Raw genomic sequence first — 15,814 nt, forward strand, 5'->3', positions numbered from 1 at the left:
GCCGATGAGGCTGCCGTTTTTGTTTTTGGCAAGGTGCGATGGTGTTTGTGAGGCCGTCATCGCGGGCAAGCCTCGCTCCTACAGTGTTTGGAGTTGCCTATCGATCCCTGTAGGAGCGAGGCTTGCCCGCGAACAGGTCATCACAGATTGCACTGGCATCCCCGCCCCACAGCCTTATAATGCCCGCCATTGCGTACATCAGCAGGCTGTTTTCCTTGGCAAATATAGATAATCCGGCCGCCGAAATGGCGGCCGACGGCTTTTTCCGAGTCGCGTTGGGCGTTGAATACAAAGGCTCGCGTTACCGTGGCTGGCAGCGTCAGGCCTCCGGCGTGCTCACCGTTCAGGAAACCCTCGAAAACGCGCTGTCCAAAGTCGCTGATTCACCGGTTTCGCTATTGTGTGCCGGGCGTACAGATGCCGGGGTGCATGCCTGCGGACAAGTGGTGCATTTCGACACCCAGGTCGAGCGTTCGATGAAAGCCTGGGTCATGGGCGCCAACATCAACTTGCCGCACGACATCAGTGTCAGTTGGGCCAAAGTCATGCCGGCGCACTTTCACGCGCGGTTCAAGGCCATCGCCCGGCGCTACCGCTATGTGATCTACAACGATCAGATCCGTCCGGCGCACCTGAACGAAGAAATCACCTGGAACCACCGCCCGCTGGACGTCGAGCGCATGGCCGAAGCGGCTCAGTATCTAGTGGGTATTCACGACTTCAGCGCCTTCCGCGCCGGCCAATGCCAGGCCAAGTCGCCGATCAAGGAACTGCATCACCTGCGCGTCACCCGCCACGGCAAGATGATCGTGCTGGATATTCGGGCCAACGCCTTCTTGCACCACATGGTGCGCAATATCGCCGGCGTGCTCATGACCATTGGTGCCGGCGAGCGCCCGGTGGAGTGGATGAAGGAAGTGCTGGAGAGCCGGATTCGCCGTTCAGGCGGGGTAACGGCACACCCGTTTGGCCTGTATCTGGTCCAGGTGGAGTACCGTGACGAGTTCCAATTGCCTGAGCGATATATCGGTCCGCACTTCCTCACCGGTTTCTCCGAACTTGACGGCTGACGCCCTCGAGCGCTTTTGTTACCATCCGGGACTTTCTCGGATTTGCCGTGGGGTTTTATCGACATGTCAGCCGTTCGCAGCAAGATTTGCGGGATTACCCGCATAGAAGATGCGTTGGCAGCGGTCGACGCCGGGGCCGATGCCATCGGATTCGTGTTTTACGCCAAGAGCCCGCGGGCGGTTACGTTCCAGCAGGCGCGCGCGATCATCGGGGCGCTGCCGCCATTCGTCACCACCGTGGGCTTGTTCGTCAATGCCAGTCGGTGCGAGCTGGGGGAAATCCTCGACGCCGTACCGCTGGACCTGCTGCAGTTCCATGGCGATGAAAGCGCTGAAGATTGCGAAAGTTGGCATCGCCCGTACATCAAGGCGTTGCGGGTCAAGGCCGGGGACGACATCGCTGCGGCTTGCAATGCCTACCCGAGTGCCAGCGGTATCCTGCTCGATGCCTATGTCGAAGGGGTTCCCGGCGGAACCGGCGAAGCGTTCGACTGGTCATTGATACCACAAGGCTTGAGCAAACCGATCATCCTGGCAGGTGGCCTGACGCCGGATAACGTCGCCGAAGCGGTTGCGCGGGTTCGACCCTATGCAGTGGATGTCAGTGGCGGAGTAGAGGCGAGCAAGGGCGTCAAGGATCACGCCAAGATCAAAGCGTTCATCAAGGCGGCACGCGGTTGATGTGACGGCTGGCAGACTGCCGCCGTCCACTGCACTGTACAAAACGGCTGAGGATTGATGGGTGGTACGCAGGTCACGCTTTTGACCCGGCCATTGATCAAACATCGCCGCACACATGAATTTAGCGTTAGGGCATACGCGGGGCTGCGAACCAGAGTGTTCGGGCCGCCGGTACTGGAGAAATAAAGCATGAGCAACTGGTTAGTAGACAAACTGATCCCTTCGATCATGCGTTCCGAGGTCAAGAAGAGCTCGGTGCCTGAAGGTCTTTGGCACAAATGCCCGTCTTGCGAGGCTGTGCTGTATCGTCCCGAGCTGGAAAAGACCCTGGACGTTTGCCCCAAGTGCAATCACCACATGCGTATCGGCGCCCGCGCCCGTATCGACATTTTCCTGGATGCCGAAGGTCGCGCCGAATTGGGTGCGGACCTGGAGCCGGTTGACCGTCTGAAGTTTCGTGACGGCAAGAAGTACAAGGATCGCCTGACGGCGGCGCAAAAGCAGACCGGCGAAAAAGACGCACTGATTTCCATGAGCGGCACCTTGCTGGGCATGCCTGTCGTGGTGTCGGCGTTCGAGTTCAACTTCATGGGCGGTTCGATGGGTGCAATCGTCGGCGAGCGCTTCGTGCGCGCCGCCAACTATGCGCTGGAAAAGCGTTGCCCGATGATCTGTTTCTCCGCCTCCGGCGGTGCGCGGATGCAGGAAGCATTGATCTCCCTGATGCAGATGGCCAAGACCTCCGCAGTGCTGGCGCGTCTGCGTGAAGAGGGCATTCCGTTCATCTCCGTGCTGACCGATCCGGTCTACGGTGGTGTTTCCGCCAGTCTGGCGATGCTGGGCGACGTGATTGTTGGCGAGCCCAAGGCTCTGATCGGCTTTGCCGGTCCACGCGTCATCGAGCAGACCGTGCGCGAAAAACTGCCAGAAGGCTTCCAGCGCAGTGAGTTCCTGCTGGAGCACGGTGCGATCGATATGATCATTCACCGTCAGGAATTGCGTCCACGCCTGGGTAACCTGCTGGCGCAAATGATGGGTCTGCCGACGCCGAAATTCGTTGCCGCGCCAATCGAACCGATCGTCGTTCCACCGGTGCCAGCCAGCCTATGACCGAACGTACCCTTGGCGAGTGGCTCGCCTACCTTGAGCAGTTGCACCCCTCGGCCATCGACATGGGCCTTGAGCGCTCGCAACAGGTAGCGTCCCGCATGGGACTGGGCAAGCCGGCGCCTCGGGTGATCACGGTCACCGGCACTAACGGCAAGGGCTCTACCTGTGCTTTCGTAGCGTCATTGCTGCGGGCACAGGGCCTGAAAGTCGGTGTCTACAATTCCCCGCACCTGCTGCGTTACAACGAACGGGTGCAAGTCAATGGCGTCGAAGCCACTGACGCCGAGCTGTGCCGGGCCTTCGCTGCAGTGGAGGCGGGGCGCGGTGACACTTCCCTGACCTATTTCGAAATGGGCACCCTGGCGGCGTTCTGGCTGTTTCAACAGTCGGGACTCGATGCCGTGGTGCTGGAGGTTGGTCTGGGCGGGCGCCTGGACACCGTCAATGTGGTGGATGCCGACATGGCGCTGGTCACCAGTATCGGCGTTGACCATGCGGATTATCTGGGTGATACCCGTGAGTCCGTGGCCTTTGAAAAGGCCGGCATTTTCCGTCAGGGTGCGCCCGCACTCTGTGGCGATCTGAATCCTCCTCAACCCTTGCTGGATAAGGCGCGCGAGCTCAGTTGCCCGTTTTTCCTGCGTGGGCGCGATTTCGATCTGGGTGTAACCGATCACAACTGGCAATGGCGCGGCGCCGATGCGCAGGGCCGAGTGGTCGAATTGCATGATTTGCCGTTGCTCGATCTGCCGATGGAAAACGCGGCGCTGGCGTTGCAGGCCTACCTGCTGCTCGGCTTGCCGTGGGACGATGCGCAGATTATCCAGGCACTTCAAGCAACGCGGGTGGTCGGGCGTCTCGATCGCCGGCAGTTTGATTGGCAGGGCAAGCGAATTAATCTGTTGCTGGACGTGGGGCATAATCCCCATGCAGCAGAGTACCTGGCGCGGCGCCTGGCCAGTCGACCGCCAGTGGGTAAGCGCCTGGCGGTGTTCGGGTTGCTGGCGGACAAGGATCTGGAAGGTGTTATTGAGCAGTTGAGTGCCAGTGTCGGGCACTGGGCTGTCGCACCGCTGGACTCTCCGCGGGCACGGCCAGTGGCCGAACTGCATGGGGCGTTGCTCAAGCGCGGAGCTTCGGTAACGTCCTATGACAGCGTGGCGTCTGCCCTGGAAGGGCAGTGCGCGCTGGCGACGAGCGACGACGAAATTTTGTTGTTCGGATCATTTTATTGTGTCGCCGAGGCCTTGGATTGGCTGGCCCGGTGCTCCACGGAGGAAGCGGCAAATGGCATTGCTGGATAAGGCTTACAAGCAGCGCATGGTAGGCGCCCTCGTCCTGGTGGCGCTGGCGGTGATTTTCTTGCCGATGCTGTTTTCTCGTCAGGACGAGCAGCGCCAGGTAACGGTCGAGGCCCCGGCTGCGCCGCAAGCACCGGCGATGCCGCAAGTACAGGTTGAGCCGGTGGTGGTGCCAGAGCCGCAAACCTTGCCTCAGGAGCCAGTGCCGGGCGATGACGAGATCGCTCAGGACGTGCCTGCAGCACCGTCTGTTCCTGCTGTGCCTGCGGTGCCAGCGCCTACTGCCAAGCCCGTCACGCCACCGCCTGCTCCGGCGCCCGCACTGGCGGCCAAGCCTGCAACAGCGCCAGCCCAACCCATCACGGCTGCGCCGGGCAAGCCAGACACCACTCAAAGTCGTGTCGACGCCAATGGCCTGTCGGTCAGTTGGTCGGTGCAGCTGGCCAGTCTGGCCAATCGTGAAAGTGCGGAAAAACTGCAGAAAACCCTGCGCAGTCAGGGCTACAACGCCTATATCCGCTCTGCCGACGGCAAGAATCGGGTGTTTGTCGGGCCGCTGATCGAGCGCGCCGAGGCCGATCGACTGCGCGACTTATTGAACCGCCAGCAGAACCTCAAGGGGTTTGTGGTGCGCTTTCAGCCAGAGCGCGGCTAAATCTATCGCCCTGATTTGAAATGCACTGACAATCGCAGCTTACCGACACGCATGGGCTCTGCTAAAATGCGCCGCCTTATCCGTCTGTAGGCTGCACTGTGCCATTTACCTGGGTTGACTGGACGATCGTTGCAATCGTCGCCATCTCCGCATTGATCAGTCTGAGCCGCGGCTTCGTCAAAGAAGCACTGTCGCTGGTGACTTGGATCATCGCAGGGGTCGTTGCCTGGATGTTTGGTGGCTCATTGTCCGAGTACCTCGCCGGATACATCCAGACACCATCAGCCCGTGTGATCACGGGTTGCGCAATAATGTTTGTCGCCACATTAATCGTCGGCGCAATGGTCAATTATCTTATCAGCGAATTGGTACGCGTCACCGGGCTGTCCGGGACTGATCGATTCCTCGGCATGGCTTTCGGCGGCGCGCGTGGCGTGTTGCTGGTGGTCGTGGCGGTCGGGCTGTTGAGCCTGGGGCCGGTACAGCAGGACGAGTGGTGGAAACAGTCCCAGCTCGTGCCAAAATTTCTATTGGTCGCCGATTGGTCCAAAAACCTGATCCTCGGGTGGAGCAGTCAGTGGCTAGCCAGCGGAATCAGCGTACCCGCTGATATACCGTTCAAGGAGCAACTCTTGCCGATGGCCAAAACGCCTCAGTGAGTGGTGCTCAGTTCAGATCCATTAAGTAGGGGTTGCGTCGCATGTGTGGCATCGTCGGTATCGTCGGTAAGTCGAACGTCAATCAGGCGCTGTATGACGCGCTAACCGTCCTCCAGCACCGCGGCCAGGACGCTGCCGGTATCGTGACCAGCCATGATGGCCGGTTATTCCTGCGCAAGGACAATGGCCTGGTGCGTGACGTGTTCCAACAGCGTCACATGCAGCGTCTGGTCGGCCACATGGGTATCGGCCATGTGCGCTACCCGACCGCAGGCAGCTCGACCTCGGCCGAAGCTCAACCGTTTTACGTCAACTCGCCATACGGCATCACCCTGGCGCATAACGGTAACCTGACCAACGTTGAACAGCTGGCCAAGGAGATTTACGAATCCGACCTGCGCCACGTCAACACCAGCTCCGATTCGGAAGTGCTGCTCAACGTGTTTGCGCACGAACTGGCCCAGCGTGGCAAGTTGCAGCCAACCGAAGAAGACGTGTTTGCGGCCGTCACTGACGTCCACAACCGTTGCGTCGGTGGTTACGCGGTCGTGGCAATGATCACCGGTTACGGCATTGTCGGCTTCCGCGATCCACACGGCATCCGCCCGATCGTGTTCGGCCAGCGTCATACCGACGAAGGCGTCGAGTACATGATCGCTTCAGAAAGCGTGTCCCTGGACGTGCTCGGTTTCACCCTGATTCGCGACCTGGCACCGGGTGAAGCGGTCTACATCACTGAAGACGGCAAGCTGCACACTCGTCAGTGCGCGACCAACCCGTCCTTGACTCCATGCATCTTCGAACACGTCTACCTGGCGCGTCCGGACTCGATCATCGACGGTGTGTCGGTGTACAAGGCCCGTCTGCGCATGGGCGAGAAACTGGCCGAGAAAATTCTGCGCGAGCGTCCTGATCACGATATCGATGTGGTCATTCCAATTCCGGACACCAGCCGTACTGCGGCCCTGGAGCTGGCGAATCACCTGGGCGTGAAATTCCGCGAAGGCTTCGTGAAGAACCGTTACATCGGTCGTACCTTCATCATGCCGGGTCAGGCTGCGCGGAAAAAATCCGTACGCCAGAAGCTCAATGCGATCGAGCTGGAATTCCGCGGCAAGAACGTGATGCTGGTGGACGACTCCATCGTTCGCGGTACCACCTGCAAGCAGATCATCCAGATGGCACGGGAAGCGGGCGCCAAGAACGTTTACTTCTGCTCCGCCGCTCCGGCCGTGCGCTTCCCGAACGTGTATGGCATCGACATGCCGAGCGCCCACGAACTGATCGCCCACAACCGTTCGACCCAGGACGTGGCGGATCTGATTGGCGCCGACTGGCTGATCTATCAGGACTTGCCTGACTTGATCGAAGCGGTCGGTGGCGGCAAGATCAAGATCGAAAAGTTCGATTGTGCGGTGTTCGACGGCCAGTACGTGACCGGCGACGTCGACGAGGCCTACCTGAACAAGATCGAACAGGCACGAAACGATGCCTCGAAGGTCAAGACCCAGGCGGTCAGTGCGATCATCGATCTGTACAACAACTGATTTTCTACCGGCCCTGAGGGGCCGGTTTTGTATCTGGCTTTTAATTGACGAGAATAGGGAAAGGAGTGACAGCATGAGTCAGGATTGGGATGCCGGTCGGTTGGACAGCGACCTCGAAGGCGTAGCGTTCGATACCCTGGCCGTACGTGCCGGTCAGCACCGTACGCCGGAAGGCGAGCACGGTGATCCGATGTTCTTCACTTCCAGCTATGTGTTCCGCACCGCCGCCGACGCGGCCGCGCGTTTTGCCGGGGAAGTGCCGGGTAACGTCTACTCGCGCTACACCAACCCTACCGTGCGCGCATTCGAAGAGCGCATTGCCGCCCTGGAAGGTGCCGAGCAAGCCGTTGCGACGGCTACCGGCATGGCCGCGATCATGGCGGTCGTGATGAGCCTGTGCAGCGCCGGTGATCACGTGCTGGTGTCGCGCAGCGTGTTCGGTTCGACCATCAGCCTGTTCGAAAAGTACTTCAAGCGCTTTGGCGTCGAAGTCGATTACGTGCCTCTGGCAGACTTGTCCGGCTGGGATGCGGCGATCAAGCCCAACACCAAATTGCTGTTCGTCGAATCGCCGTCCAACCCCTTGGCCGAACTGGTGGATATCGCCGAATTGGCGAAAATCGCCCACGCCAAGGGCGCGATGCTGGTGGTTGATAACTGCTTCTGCACTCCGGCGTTACAGCAACCGCTGAAAATGGGCGCGGATGTCGTCGTGCATTCGGCCACCAAGTTCATCGACGGTCAGGGCCGTTGCATGGGTGGTGTCGTGGCCGGTCGCAGCGAGCAAATGAAAGAAGTGGTTGGGTTCCTGCGTACCGCCGGACCTACCCTGAGCCCGTTCAACGCCTGGATCTTCCTCAAGGGCCTGGAGACCCTCAACCTGCGCATGAAGGCACATTGTGCCAATGCCCAGGAGCTGGCCGAATGGCTGGAGCAGCAGGATGGAATCGAGAAAGTCCATTACGCGGGCCTCAAGAGCCATCCGCAGCACGAGTTGGCGCGGCGTCAGCAGAAGGGCTTTGGCGCGGTGGTGAGTTTCGAGGTCAAGGGCGGCAAAGAGGGTGCCTGGCGTTTTATCGATGCGACCCGACTGATTTCGATTACCGCCAACCTGGGCGACAGCAAAACCACCATTACGCACCCAAGCACCACCTCTCACGGCCGTCTGGCGCCGCAAGAGCGTGAGGCCGCGGGCATTCGTGACAGCCTGATTCGCATCGCGGTCGGTCTGGAAGACGTGGCGGATCTGCAAGCCGACCTGGCGCGCGGGTTGGCTGCCTTGTGATCGAGTTGTCCACGCCAGCCGCTTCCAATGGCCGTGTGGCGCTGGTCACCGGTGCTGCGCGGGGCATCGGGCTCGGCATTTCCGCCTGGCTGATCAGCGAAGGCTGGCAAGTGGTGCTGACGGACGTGGATCGGGTGCGCGGATCGAAAGTGGCGAAGGTACTGGGTGAAAACGCCTGGTTCGTCGCCATGGACGTGGCGAGCGAAGGGCAGGTGGCATTGGGCGTTGCCGAGGTGCTGGGGCAGTTCGGGCGCCTCGATGCGTTGGTGTGCAACGCTGCGGTTGCCGATCCGCACAACATCACCCTGGAAAGTCTCGATCTGGATGACTGGAATCGGGTGTTGGCGGTCAATCTCACTGGGCCGATGCTCTTGGCCAAGCACTGTGCGCCGTATTTGCGCGCGCACAGCGGAGCAATCGTCAATCTGACCTCGACCCGCGCCGGGCAGTCTGAACCTGATACCGAGGCCTACGCGGCGAGTAAGGGTGGCCTGTTGGCGCTGACCCATGCGTTGGCCATCAGCCTTGGGCCGGAGATTCGCGTCAACGCGGTCAGTCCTGGCTGGATCGATGCGCGCGACCCTTCGGTGCGCCGCGCTGAGCCGCTGACTGACGCCGATCATGCCCAGCATCCGGCGGGTAGGGTAGGGACGGTCGAGGACGTGGCGTCGATGGTGGCCTGGCTGCTGTCGAAGAATGCCGGTTTCGTCACGGGTCAGGAGTTCGTAGTGGATGGTGGCATGACCAAGAAGATGATTTACAGCGAGTAGTCGGGCATTGACACCGAGCGGTGGTGAATGTGCCACCGCCTTCGCGAGCAAGCTCACACCCACATTTGTCCGCGTACATCTTCAACGATGCAGTCAAATGTGGGAGCGGGCTTGCTCGGGAAAGCGGTCTGACGGTTGTCGATGCTGTATCGATTGAAAGAATTTTGTCTTTTTCAGAAAAACTTCAATCCTGCTATTGACTTAGGTTCGCTACCTGCGTAAATTTCGCGGCCTCGGAGATGCAAACGGGTGATTAGCTCAGCTGGGAGAGCGTCTGCCTTACAAGCAGAATGTCGGCGGTTCGATCCCGTCATCACCCACCACTTCCGAGAGTCTTGCGAAAGCAAGATGGAAGCAGAAATGCCTCCACCGACGCGCAGCGGTAGTTCAGTCGGTTAGAATACCGGCCTGTCACGCCGGGGGTCGCGGGTTCGAGTCCCGTCCGCTGCGCCATATTTAACGAATCGGTTTAAGCCGGTTCGTGATTGAAAAGCACCGAAGCTTTCAATCAAGCGAGTTACCTGGACGCAAGTCCACAGCGATACGCAGCGGTAGTTCAGTCGGTTAGAATACCGGCCTGTCACGCCGGGGGTCGCGGGTTCGAGTCCCGTCCGCTGCGCCATATCTGCATCAAGGACCACTGAACGCCTTGAAGCACGAAGAAAGCCATCAGCGCTTGCTTCGGATCGATAGCAAAGACCCTGGTCGAAAGACCGGGGTTTTTTGTTTCTGGAATTTGGTTTTTTTTCCCTTCTCCTTTTCCCGGCAGACGATTTCTGTAGGAGCGAGCTTGCTCGCGAAAAACGTTGTGACGCCCCGTTTAATCAGTCCGAGCGCGTCATCGTTGACCTCCATCGCGAGTGAACTCGCTCCTACAGGAAGAGCTGCCTCAGCGAAGCAAAGCCGTAAAATTTTGATTCTTTGGTCAATTTTTTTGTTTCTGCTGTTTGCCGCAAGCGCATAAGCCTATAAACTTAACCCTTCAGTCAGCTTTGCACGCTCATTTCAGCCCTTGAACCGTCAAGAAGGGCTTCTGCAAGACTCAAGAATTCCAGTACATAACCAGAAGGGCGGCTCCCATAACCGCCCAGAGGATGATCCATGTCCAACCGTGAAATATCCCGGCGCTCGTTCCTTCAGGGCGGGCTGGTGGCGGGTGTGAGCGTGACGCTCACACCGCTGAGCAGCCAGGCGCTGGCAGCCCTGATGGAAAACAGTGTGACCGTTCCGTCCGAGCAATGGCTTGGCAACAACGGCAAGGCGCGCGCCCGTAACGATGCCTTGTCCAAGGTCTGCGGCAGCAAGGTCTTTGCTCGCGACATTCGCGCCAAGGACATGCCGGGCTGGCCACAGCAGCAAGGCCACGCCATGTTGCTCAAAACCATCAAGGCCGACCGCATCTATGACGGTTATGACTTGTCGTGGCTGGGCGCCGAGTTGCAGCCTGACCGCATCGTCACCGCCGAAGACCTGGTCAAGGACGGCATCGTTTTCCCGGAAGAGCACGCCCCCGATCCACTGTTGCCGGCTGGCAAGGTGCCGATGTTCATCGGTCATCCGGTGGCGATCCTGATCTGGAACGACTTCGAGCGTTTCCGCAAGGCCAAGGCCCAACTCAAGTTCAACGACAAGGCGATTCGTTACGGTGCCCAGGTGCCGTTCTACGAAGGCGATCCCTACGGCAGCTTCCGTTACGTACGTGTCGGCGGTGCGACCTCGGCGGACGAAGATGAATTCGCCAGCCTCAAGGACTCGATCCTGTTCCCGATGCTGAAAAACCGTCGGCCGGTGTGGAATTCCCAGCCGAACCTGCATGGCAACCTGACCGAGCGGGGCCTTTTTTACGCCGACCGCATGAAGAAAGAGATCGACACCCCGCCGGACAACTGGCTGGTGTTCGACGAACGCTACAAGACCCCGTCGATCGAACCGGCAGCGATGGAACCGGACAACGGCAACGGCTGGTACGACCCTGCGACCAAGACCCTGCACTTTGTCGTAGCCACCCAGTGCCCGCTGGAAGCCGCGACCGAGACCGCTAAGATGATCGCGCCATCGCGTTTCGGCCTGGCCAACCTCAACATGCACCCGGGTTACACCGTGGGTTACGGTTCCAAGGACCACAACATTTTCGTCTACTACGCAGCCCTCGCTGCGCTGTACGGCGCCGGTGTGCCGGTGCGTCTGGCCAACGACCGCTACGAGCAGTTCCAGAGCGGAATCAAGCGTCACCCATTCGATATCCGCTACCAACTGGCGGTGGACAAGACGGATCACAGCTTCAAGATTTTCCGCGCCGAGATGAGCGTCGACGGCGGTGGGCGTGTCAACTACAGCCCTTCGGTGGCGGCGGTTGGCGCCACCGCAGCACAGTCGATCTATTACATGCCGCAGAACGACCTGCAGGTCACCGCTTACCATTCCCGCGCCGTAGAGGCTGGATCGATGCGTGGCTACGGCACCCTGCAGAGCATGGCTTCCACCGAGATGATGGTCGATGAAATCGCCGATCGCCTGGGTGTCGACGCCATCGAACTGCGTCGCAAAAATGCCCTGCGTTCGGGTATGAAAAACACCCAGGGCGCGGTGCCTGCGGGTGCCTTGCGTCTGCATGAGATTCTCGACAAGGCGGCTGTTCACGAAACCTGGAAAAACCGCGACGCCATCAAGAAGCAGCGTGAAGCGGCCGACCCGGACAACTGGTACGGTATCGGTTTCGCCATCTGCCAGAAAGACTTCGGCACCGGTTCCGAAGCGCCGATGGCCAGCATCGAAATCACCGCTGACGGTCGTATCAACCTGCGTCACATCGGCATCGAAATCGGCACCGGGATGTCCACCTCGCAAGCAATGGTCGTGGCCGATTTCCTCGGTCTGCCAGCGCACGAAGTGAAAACCGGTGAAACCGAGTGGAAGGAAATGCAGCTGATCACCGGCGGCAACCCTTACATCATGAGCCAGGCCGAACAGGATGGCTTCCTGCGCAACCCGCGTTGGGTCGGCAAGATCGCGTCGGCTTCGTCGGCGACCAACTCCGCCTACTACTTCAGCCACGCCACCCGTGAAGCGGCACGTGTTCTGTTCAACCACGGCTTGTGGCCGGCAGCGCTGGAAATCTGGCGACAAGGCCCGTACGGCGGCCAGGCCAACCCTTACGTAGTGCGCCGCGAAGACGCCCACTGGGTCGACGGCAAGCTCACCGCCAACGGCATGGAGCCGCTGCCGTTTGCGATGCTGGCCAAGCGTGCTCACGAGCGTGGTCTGGTCACCGGCGCCACGGTGCACGGTTTCAACCGCTGGAGCTGGGCCGAGGCCGAGTTCAGCATCGACGGCGTTCGCGAGCGTCTGCCGCTAGATGGTCTGGCGGTCAAGTACGGCGAGGGTGCACCAAAGGCGAAGCTGGCGCAGATGACCAGCGCCGGTTTCCATCTGCTGGATCGGCAGAACATTGCCTACCCACCAACCCAGTTGAACAACGCGGCAGTGACTTACTACAGCCCCGTGGCAACCCTGGTGGAATTGAAAGTGAACAAGGGCTCGGCGGAAGTCGAAGTGCTCAACCATCACTCGTGGGTCGAGTGCGGGCGGGTGCTGGTGCCGGAGCTGGTCAAGGGCCAGATCGAAGGCGGTACAGCCATGGGTATTGGTCATGCGCTGATGGAAGACATGCCGCTGTACGAAGGCGGTCCGGGGGAGGGTGACTGGAACTTCAACCGTTACCGTCTGCCAATGGCACGCAACGTGGCGGTCTGGAAACAGACGTCTGAAATCCTGCCGCCGCTGTCCCCGAGCGACCCGTCCAAAGGCATCGCCGAGGTGGTGATGATTCCGGTGGTCGGCGCCATCGGCAACGCCGTGGCCCATGCCATCGGCAAGCGTGTCCGCGACCTGCCTATCACTTCTGCACGCATCAAGGAGGCCCTCAATGGCTAACCGTCCGCTTCAACTGACCCTCAACGGTCAAACCGTCGGCCCGGTGGACATCCCTGATGACCTGCCGATGATCGACTACCTGCACGAATACAAGAACCTCACCGGTTCTCGCCTGGGCTGTGGCCAGGGCATCTGTCACGCCTGCGTGGTGATCGTCGACAACCCGGACGGCACCAGCGAAGAAGTGCGCACCTGCATCACCGGCGCGCACTATTTCGAAGGCAAGAAAGTACGGACCATCGAAGGTCATGCGACCCGCGACGAGCAGGGCAAGGTCACCGAACTGAACCCGATCCAGCAGCGTTTCGTTGACGAGTTCGCCTTCCAGTGCAGCTACTGCGCGCCAGGTTTCGTCAATGCAGCGACCGTGTTGGTGGAAAAGCTGCAGCGTCAGCCGACCGTCAAAAGCCAGCTGGAAAAAGTCATCGAAGACAGCCTCGGTCACCACATCTGCCGTTGCACCGGGTACGTGCGTTACTACAACGCCACGCGCAACGTGCTGACGGATCTCGGCCTGGTCAAGGAAGGTTAAGCATGAAGCATCTATTGACCCGCCTGGCATTGGCGGTTGGTTTGGCTGCGCCGGTGTTGTTGGCGCAGGCGGATGATCAGGTCAAGCGCGGCGAATACCTCGCCCGCGCCGCCGACTGCATGGCCTGCCATACCGCACCGGGTGGCGCGCCCTTTGCCGGCGGTCTGCCGATCGTCTCGCCATTCGGCACGATCTACGGCACCAACATCACCCCGAGCAAAGAGCACGGTATCGGTTTGTACAACGATGACGAGTTCTTCGCTGCGTTGACCGAAGGCAAGCGTCGCGATGGCGCCAACCTGTACCCGGCGATGCCGTACACCTCGTATCACCTGATGCCGCGAGAAGATTCCGACGCGATTCATGCGTATCTGAAAACCTTCGAGCCCATTGAGCGCGCGGCCCCGGTGACCAGTCTGAGCTTCCCGTTCAACGTTCGTCCGGGCCTGATCGCTTGGAACATGATGTACGGCAAAGACGTGAAGCTGGCGTCGACCGAAGGTAAAAGCGAAGCCTGGAAGCGCGGCCAGTACATGGTCGACGTGCTCGGTCACTGCGGCGAATGCCATACGCCACGTAATGTCACGGGCGCGATGCAACAGGACAAGCGCATGACCGGCGGTTTGCTCAATGGCTATCTGGCGCCAAGTTTGCTGGCCACTGACCTGGCCGCTCGCGGCTGGAATCATCAGGACTTGAGCTCGTTCCTCAAGCACGGCATGAGTGCCCAGGGCACGATGTTCAACGAGATGTTCCCGGTGTTCCACAACAGCACCCAAGGCCTCAATGACCCGGATCTGGCGGCCATGGCGACCTTCCTGCTCGGCGATCAGCCACCGGCGGCGAAAGTGCTGACTGATGTGCCGCTGGACACGCTCAGTGCGAGCGCCCAGCGCGGCCGTCAGGAATATTTGAACGTCTGCGCCGGTTGCCACGCGGTTGATGGCGAAGGCAAGCCGCACATCGCCGTGGCCATGCGCGGCAACACCACACTGCGCCTGGAAGATCCACGCAACCTGGTGCGGGTGATTGACGATGGTATCGGTGAGCAGAAGTTTGCCGGGTTCGAACACATGCAACCCATGCCCGGTTTTGCCGAGAAGCTCAGTCATGAGCAACTCACCGACTTGCTGAACTACCTGCGCCAAGGGTGGGGCGGTCAAGCGGGTGACCTGGCGGTGAACGACGTGCAGAAGCTGCGAGCCGATGCGCCGCCGCTCGAGCACAAGGCGCACTGACATGCAGCATCTGGATCTGCAAGTGGTGCGTCGGGCACTGGAGTGGTCGACAGCCGGGCAATGTGTCTGGCTGTGCACCGTGCTCGCGACCTATGGTTCCGCGCCACGTGCTCCGGGCTCGCTGCTGGCGGTGAATGCTGACGGGCAGTGGATCGGTTCACTGTCCGGCGGCTGTGTCGAGGAAGACTTCCTGGAGCGCGTCGCCGAAGGTGCATTTGAGCAGGCGGTCAGCGTTGTGCGCTACGGCGAAGGCGATGACCCGCGCTCGCGGGTCAGTCTGCCCTGTGGCGGCGTGCTCGATGTGCTGGTCGAAAAGCTTGAGCCTGATTGCGACGTACAGGCGCATTTGCGCGAACTGGAGTCGGCACTGTTGGGTCGACGGCGGTTGATCCGTGAAGTCGATCTGGCCAGCGGTGTGCGCAGTCTGTTTGATGATCGCGAACAGGGTGTGCGCGTCGAGCGTGAAATCGATCGCGTACGGTTACGCATCGGCGCGGCGCAGCGCTTGCTGCTGGCTGGGTATTCCAGCGTGGCGCAGGCCTGCGCGGAGTTCGCCGTGGGTCTGGGGTTCGAGGTGATTCTTTGCGATCCGCGAGATGAAGTGCTCGAGGGCGTAGTGCTGGACAATGTGGAGATTCGCCGCCAGCTGCCGTCGGTGTTTATCGCTGATGGTGGCTGCCACAGTGACACAGCAGTGGTCGCGTTGACCCACGATCCACGCATTGATGATCTGGCGATGATGGAAGCGGTGCGCACCGAGGCGTTTTACATCGGTGTGATGGGCTCGGTGCAAACTTCGCAAAAGCGCTTCGAGCGTTTGCGGCGTATTGGCGGTTTGGGGGAGGGGGAGTTAGCGCGGATTCATGCGCCGATTGGCCTGAACCTGGGCAGCAAGACGCCGGCGGAAATTGCCTTGGCGGTACTGGCTGATATCTTGCGGATTCGTAGTGGCATCCCGCGAGATCGGGTTTAACTCTAAAAGATCGCAGCCTTCGGCAGCTCCTACATTGACCACGTTTTACTGTAGGAGCTG

14 protein-coding genes and 3 tRNA genes are annotated in these 15,814 nt (G+C 60.3%); all 17 read left to right on the top strand.

From position 1 onward, the window contains the following. Positions 1-245 precede the first annotated feature (245 nt). Positions 246-1,070, top strand: a complete 825-nt coding sequence (gene truA / locus ABTV22_RS09800) for a tRNA pseudouridine(38-40) synthase TruA (RefSeq protein ID WP_433741351.1) — start codon at positions 246-248, stop codon at positions 1,068-1,070. 63 nt (positions 1,071-1,133) lie between these two features. Next, on the top strand, positions 1,134-1,751 hold the full coding sequence (locus tag ABTV22_RS09805) for a phosphoribosylanthranilate isomerase (protein ID WP_433739736.1): 618 nt from the start codon (positions 1,134-1,136) through the stop codon (positions 1,749-1,751). 189 nt (positions 1,752-1,940) lie between these two features. Further along, positions 1,941-2,861 carry an acetyl-CoA carboxylase, carboxyltransferase subunit beta gene (accD, locus tag ABTV22_RS09810; RefSeq protein ID WP_433739738.1) on the top strand — a complete coding sequence of 307 codons (921 nt, stop codon included), beginning with the start codon at positions 1,941-1,943 and terminating at the stop codon, positions 2,859-2,861. Further along, entirely contained in the window at positions 2,858-4,165 is a 1,308-nt protein-coding gene (gene folC, locus ABTV22_RS09815) for a bifunctional tetrahydrofolate synthase/dihydrofolate synthase (protein WP_433739740.1), read from the top strand. The genes accD and folC overlap by 4 nt, the downstream gene beginning before the upstream one ends. Further along, on the top strand, positions 4,149-4,817 hold the full coding sequence (locus ABTV22_RS09820; protein ID WP_433739742.1) for an SPOR domain-containing protein: 669 nt from the start codon (positions 4,149-4,151) through the stop codon (positions 4,815-4,817). Before folC ends, ABTV22_RS09820 begins: the two co-directional genes overlap by 17 nt. A gap of 98 nt (positions 4,818-4,915) precedes the next feature. Further along, complete coding sequence (locus tag ABTV22_RS09825) at positions 4,916-5,476, top strand: CvpA family protein (protein ID WP_433739744.1); 561 nt, start codon at positions 4,916-4,918, stop codon at positions 5,474-5,476. Between the two features lie 41 nt (positions 5,477-5,517). Next, on the top strand, positions 5,518-7,023 hold the full coding sequence (gene purF / locus ABTV22_RS09830) for an amidophosphoribosyltransferase (protein ID WP_207264065.1): 1,506 nt from the start codon (positions 5,518-5,520) through the stop codon (positions 7,021-7,023). 73 nt (positions 7,024-7,096) lie between these two features. Then, positions 7,097-8,308: an O-succinylhomoserine sulfhydrylase gene (locus ABTV22_RS09835; RefSeq protein ID WP_433739745.1), complete on the top strand. Its 1,212-nt coding sequence runs from the start codon at positions 7,097-7,099 to the stop codon at positions 8,306-8,308. Further along, a complete protein-coding gene (locus ABTV22_RS09840; protein WP_433739747.1) occupies positions 8,305-9,078 on the top strand; it encodes an SDR family oxidoreductase in 774 nt (257 codons plus the stop codon). Before ABTV22_RS09835 ends, ABTV22_RS09840 begins: the two co-directional genes overlap by 4 nt. Positions 9,079-9,325: 247 nt before the next feature. After that, positions 9,326-9,401: transfer RNA gene (locus ABTV22_RS09845), tRNA-Val, on the top strand. A gap of 53 nt (positions 9,402-9,454) precedes the next feature. Beyond that, positions 9,455-9,531: transfer RNA gene (locus tag ABTV22_RS09850), tRNA-Asp, on the top strand. A gap of 92 nt (positions 9,532-9,623) precedes the next feature. Continuing rightward, positions 9,624-9,700 (top strand) — tRNA-Asp (locus ABTV22_RS09855). Positions 9,701-9,727: 27 nt separating this feature from the next. Beyond that, the gene (locus ABTV22_RS09860) at positions 9,728-10,042 is read left to right on the top strand and encodes a hypothetical protein (protein ID WP_433739749.1); all 315 of its coding nucleotides are present in this window, start codon (positions 9,728-9,730) and stop codon (positions 10,040-10,042) included. Positions 10,043-10,179: 137 nt separating this feature from the next. Continuing rightward, positions 10,180-13,011 (top strand): xanthine dehydrogenase family protein molybdopterin-binding subunit, encoded by a 2,832-nt coding sequence (locus ABTV22_RS09865; RefSeq protein ID WP_433739751.1) that lies wholly within the window; start codon positions 10,180-10,182, stop codon positions 13,009-13,011. After that, a complete protein-coding gene (locus ABTV22_RS09870) occupies positions 13,004-13,543 on the top strand; it encodes a (2Fe-2S)-binding protein (protein ID WP_150771093.1) in 540 nt (179 codons plus the stop codon). The genes ABTV22_RS09865 and ABTV22_RS09870 overlap by 8 nt, the downstream gene beginning before the upstream one ends. A 2-nt stretch (positions 13,544-13,545) precedes the next feature. After that, a complete protein-coding gene (locus ABTV22_RS09875; protein WP_433739752.1) occupies positions 13,546-14,781 on the top strand; it encodes a c-type cytochrome in 1,236 nt (411 codons plus the stop codon). Between the two features lies 1 nt (position 14,782). After that, positions 14,783-15,754, top strand: coding sequence for an XdhC family protein (locus ABTV22_RS09880; RefSeq protein ID WP_433739754.1), 972 nt, complete (start codon positions 14,783-14,785; stop codon positions 15,752-15,754). Positions 15,755-15,814 lie beyond the last annotated feature (60 nt).

The organism is Pseudomonas putida (assembly GCF_050990305.1).
GTDB lineage: Bacteria > Pseudomonadota > Gammaproteobacteria > Pseudomonadales > Pseudomonadaceae > Aquipseudomonas > Aquipseudomonas putida_AH.

Coding starts and splice junctions, on each gene's coding strand:
- ABTV22_RS09880 (WP_433739754.1), top strand. CDS start 14,783: ATGCAGCATCTGGATCTGCAAGTGGTGCGTCGGGCACTGGAGTGGTCG.
- ABTV22_RS09875 (WP_433739752.1), top strand. CDS start 13,546: ATGAAGCATCTATTGACCCGCCTGGCATTGGCGGTTGGTTTGGCTGCG.
- ABTV22_RS09820 (WP_433739742.1), top strand. CDS start 4,149: ATGGCATTGCTGGATAAGGCTTACAAGCAGCGCATGGTAGGCGCCCTC.
- folC (WP_433739740.1), top strand. CDS start 2,858: ATGACCGAACGTACCCTTGGCGAGTGGCTCGCCTACCTTGAGCAGTTG.
- ABTV22_RS09865 (WP_433739751.1), top strand. CDS start 10,180: ATGTCCAACCGTGAAATATCCCGGCGCTCGTTCCTTCAGGGCGGGCTG.
- purF (WP_207264065.1), top strand. CDS start 5,518: ATGTGTGGCATCGTCGGTATCGTCGGTAAGTCGAACGTCAATCAGGCG.
- ABTV22_RS09870 (WP_150771093.1), top strand. CDS start 13,004: ATGGCTAACCGTCCGCTTCAACTGACCCTCAACGGTCAAACCGTCGGC.
- truA (WP_433741351.1), top strand. CDS start 246: ATGGCGGCCGACGGCTTTTTCCGAGTCGCGTTGGGCGTTGAATACAAA.
- ABTV22_RS09805 (WP_433739736.1), top strand. CDS start 1,134: ATGTCAGCCGTTCGCAGCAAGATTTGCGGGATTACCCGCATAGAAGAT.
- accD (WP_433739738.1), top strand. CDS start 1,941: ATGAGCAACTGGTTAGTAGACAAACTGATCCCTTCGATCATGCGTTCC.
- ABTV22_RS09835 (WP_433739745.1), top strand. CDS start 7,097: ATGAGTCAGGATTGGGATGCCGGTCGGTTGGACAGCGACCTCGAAGGC.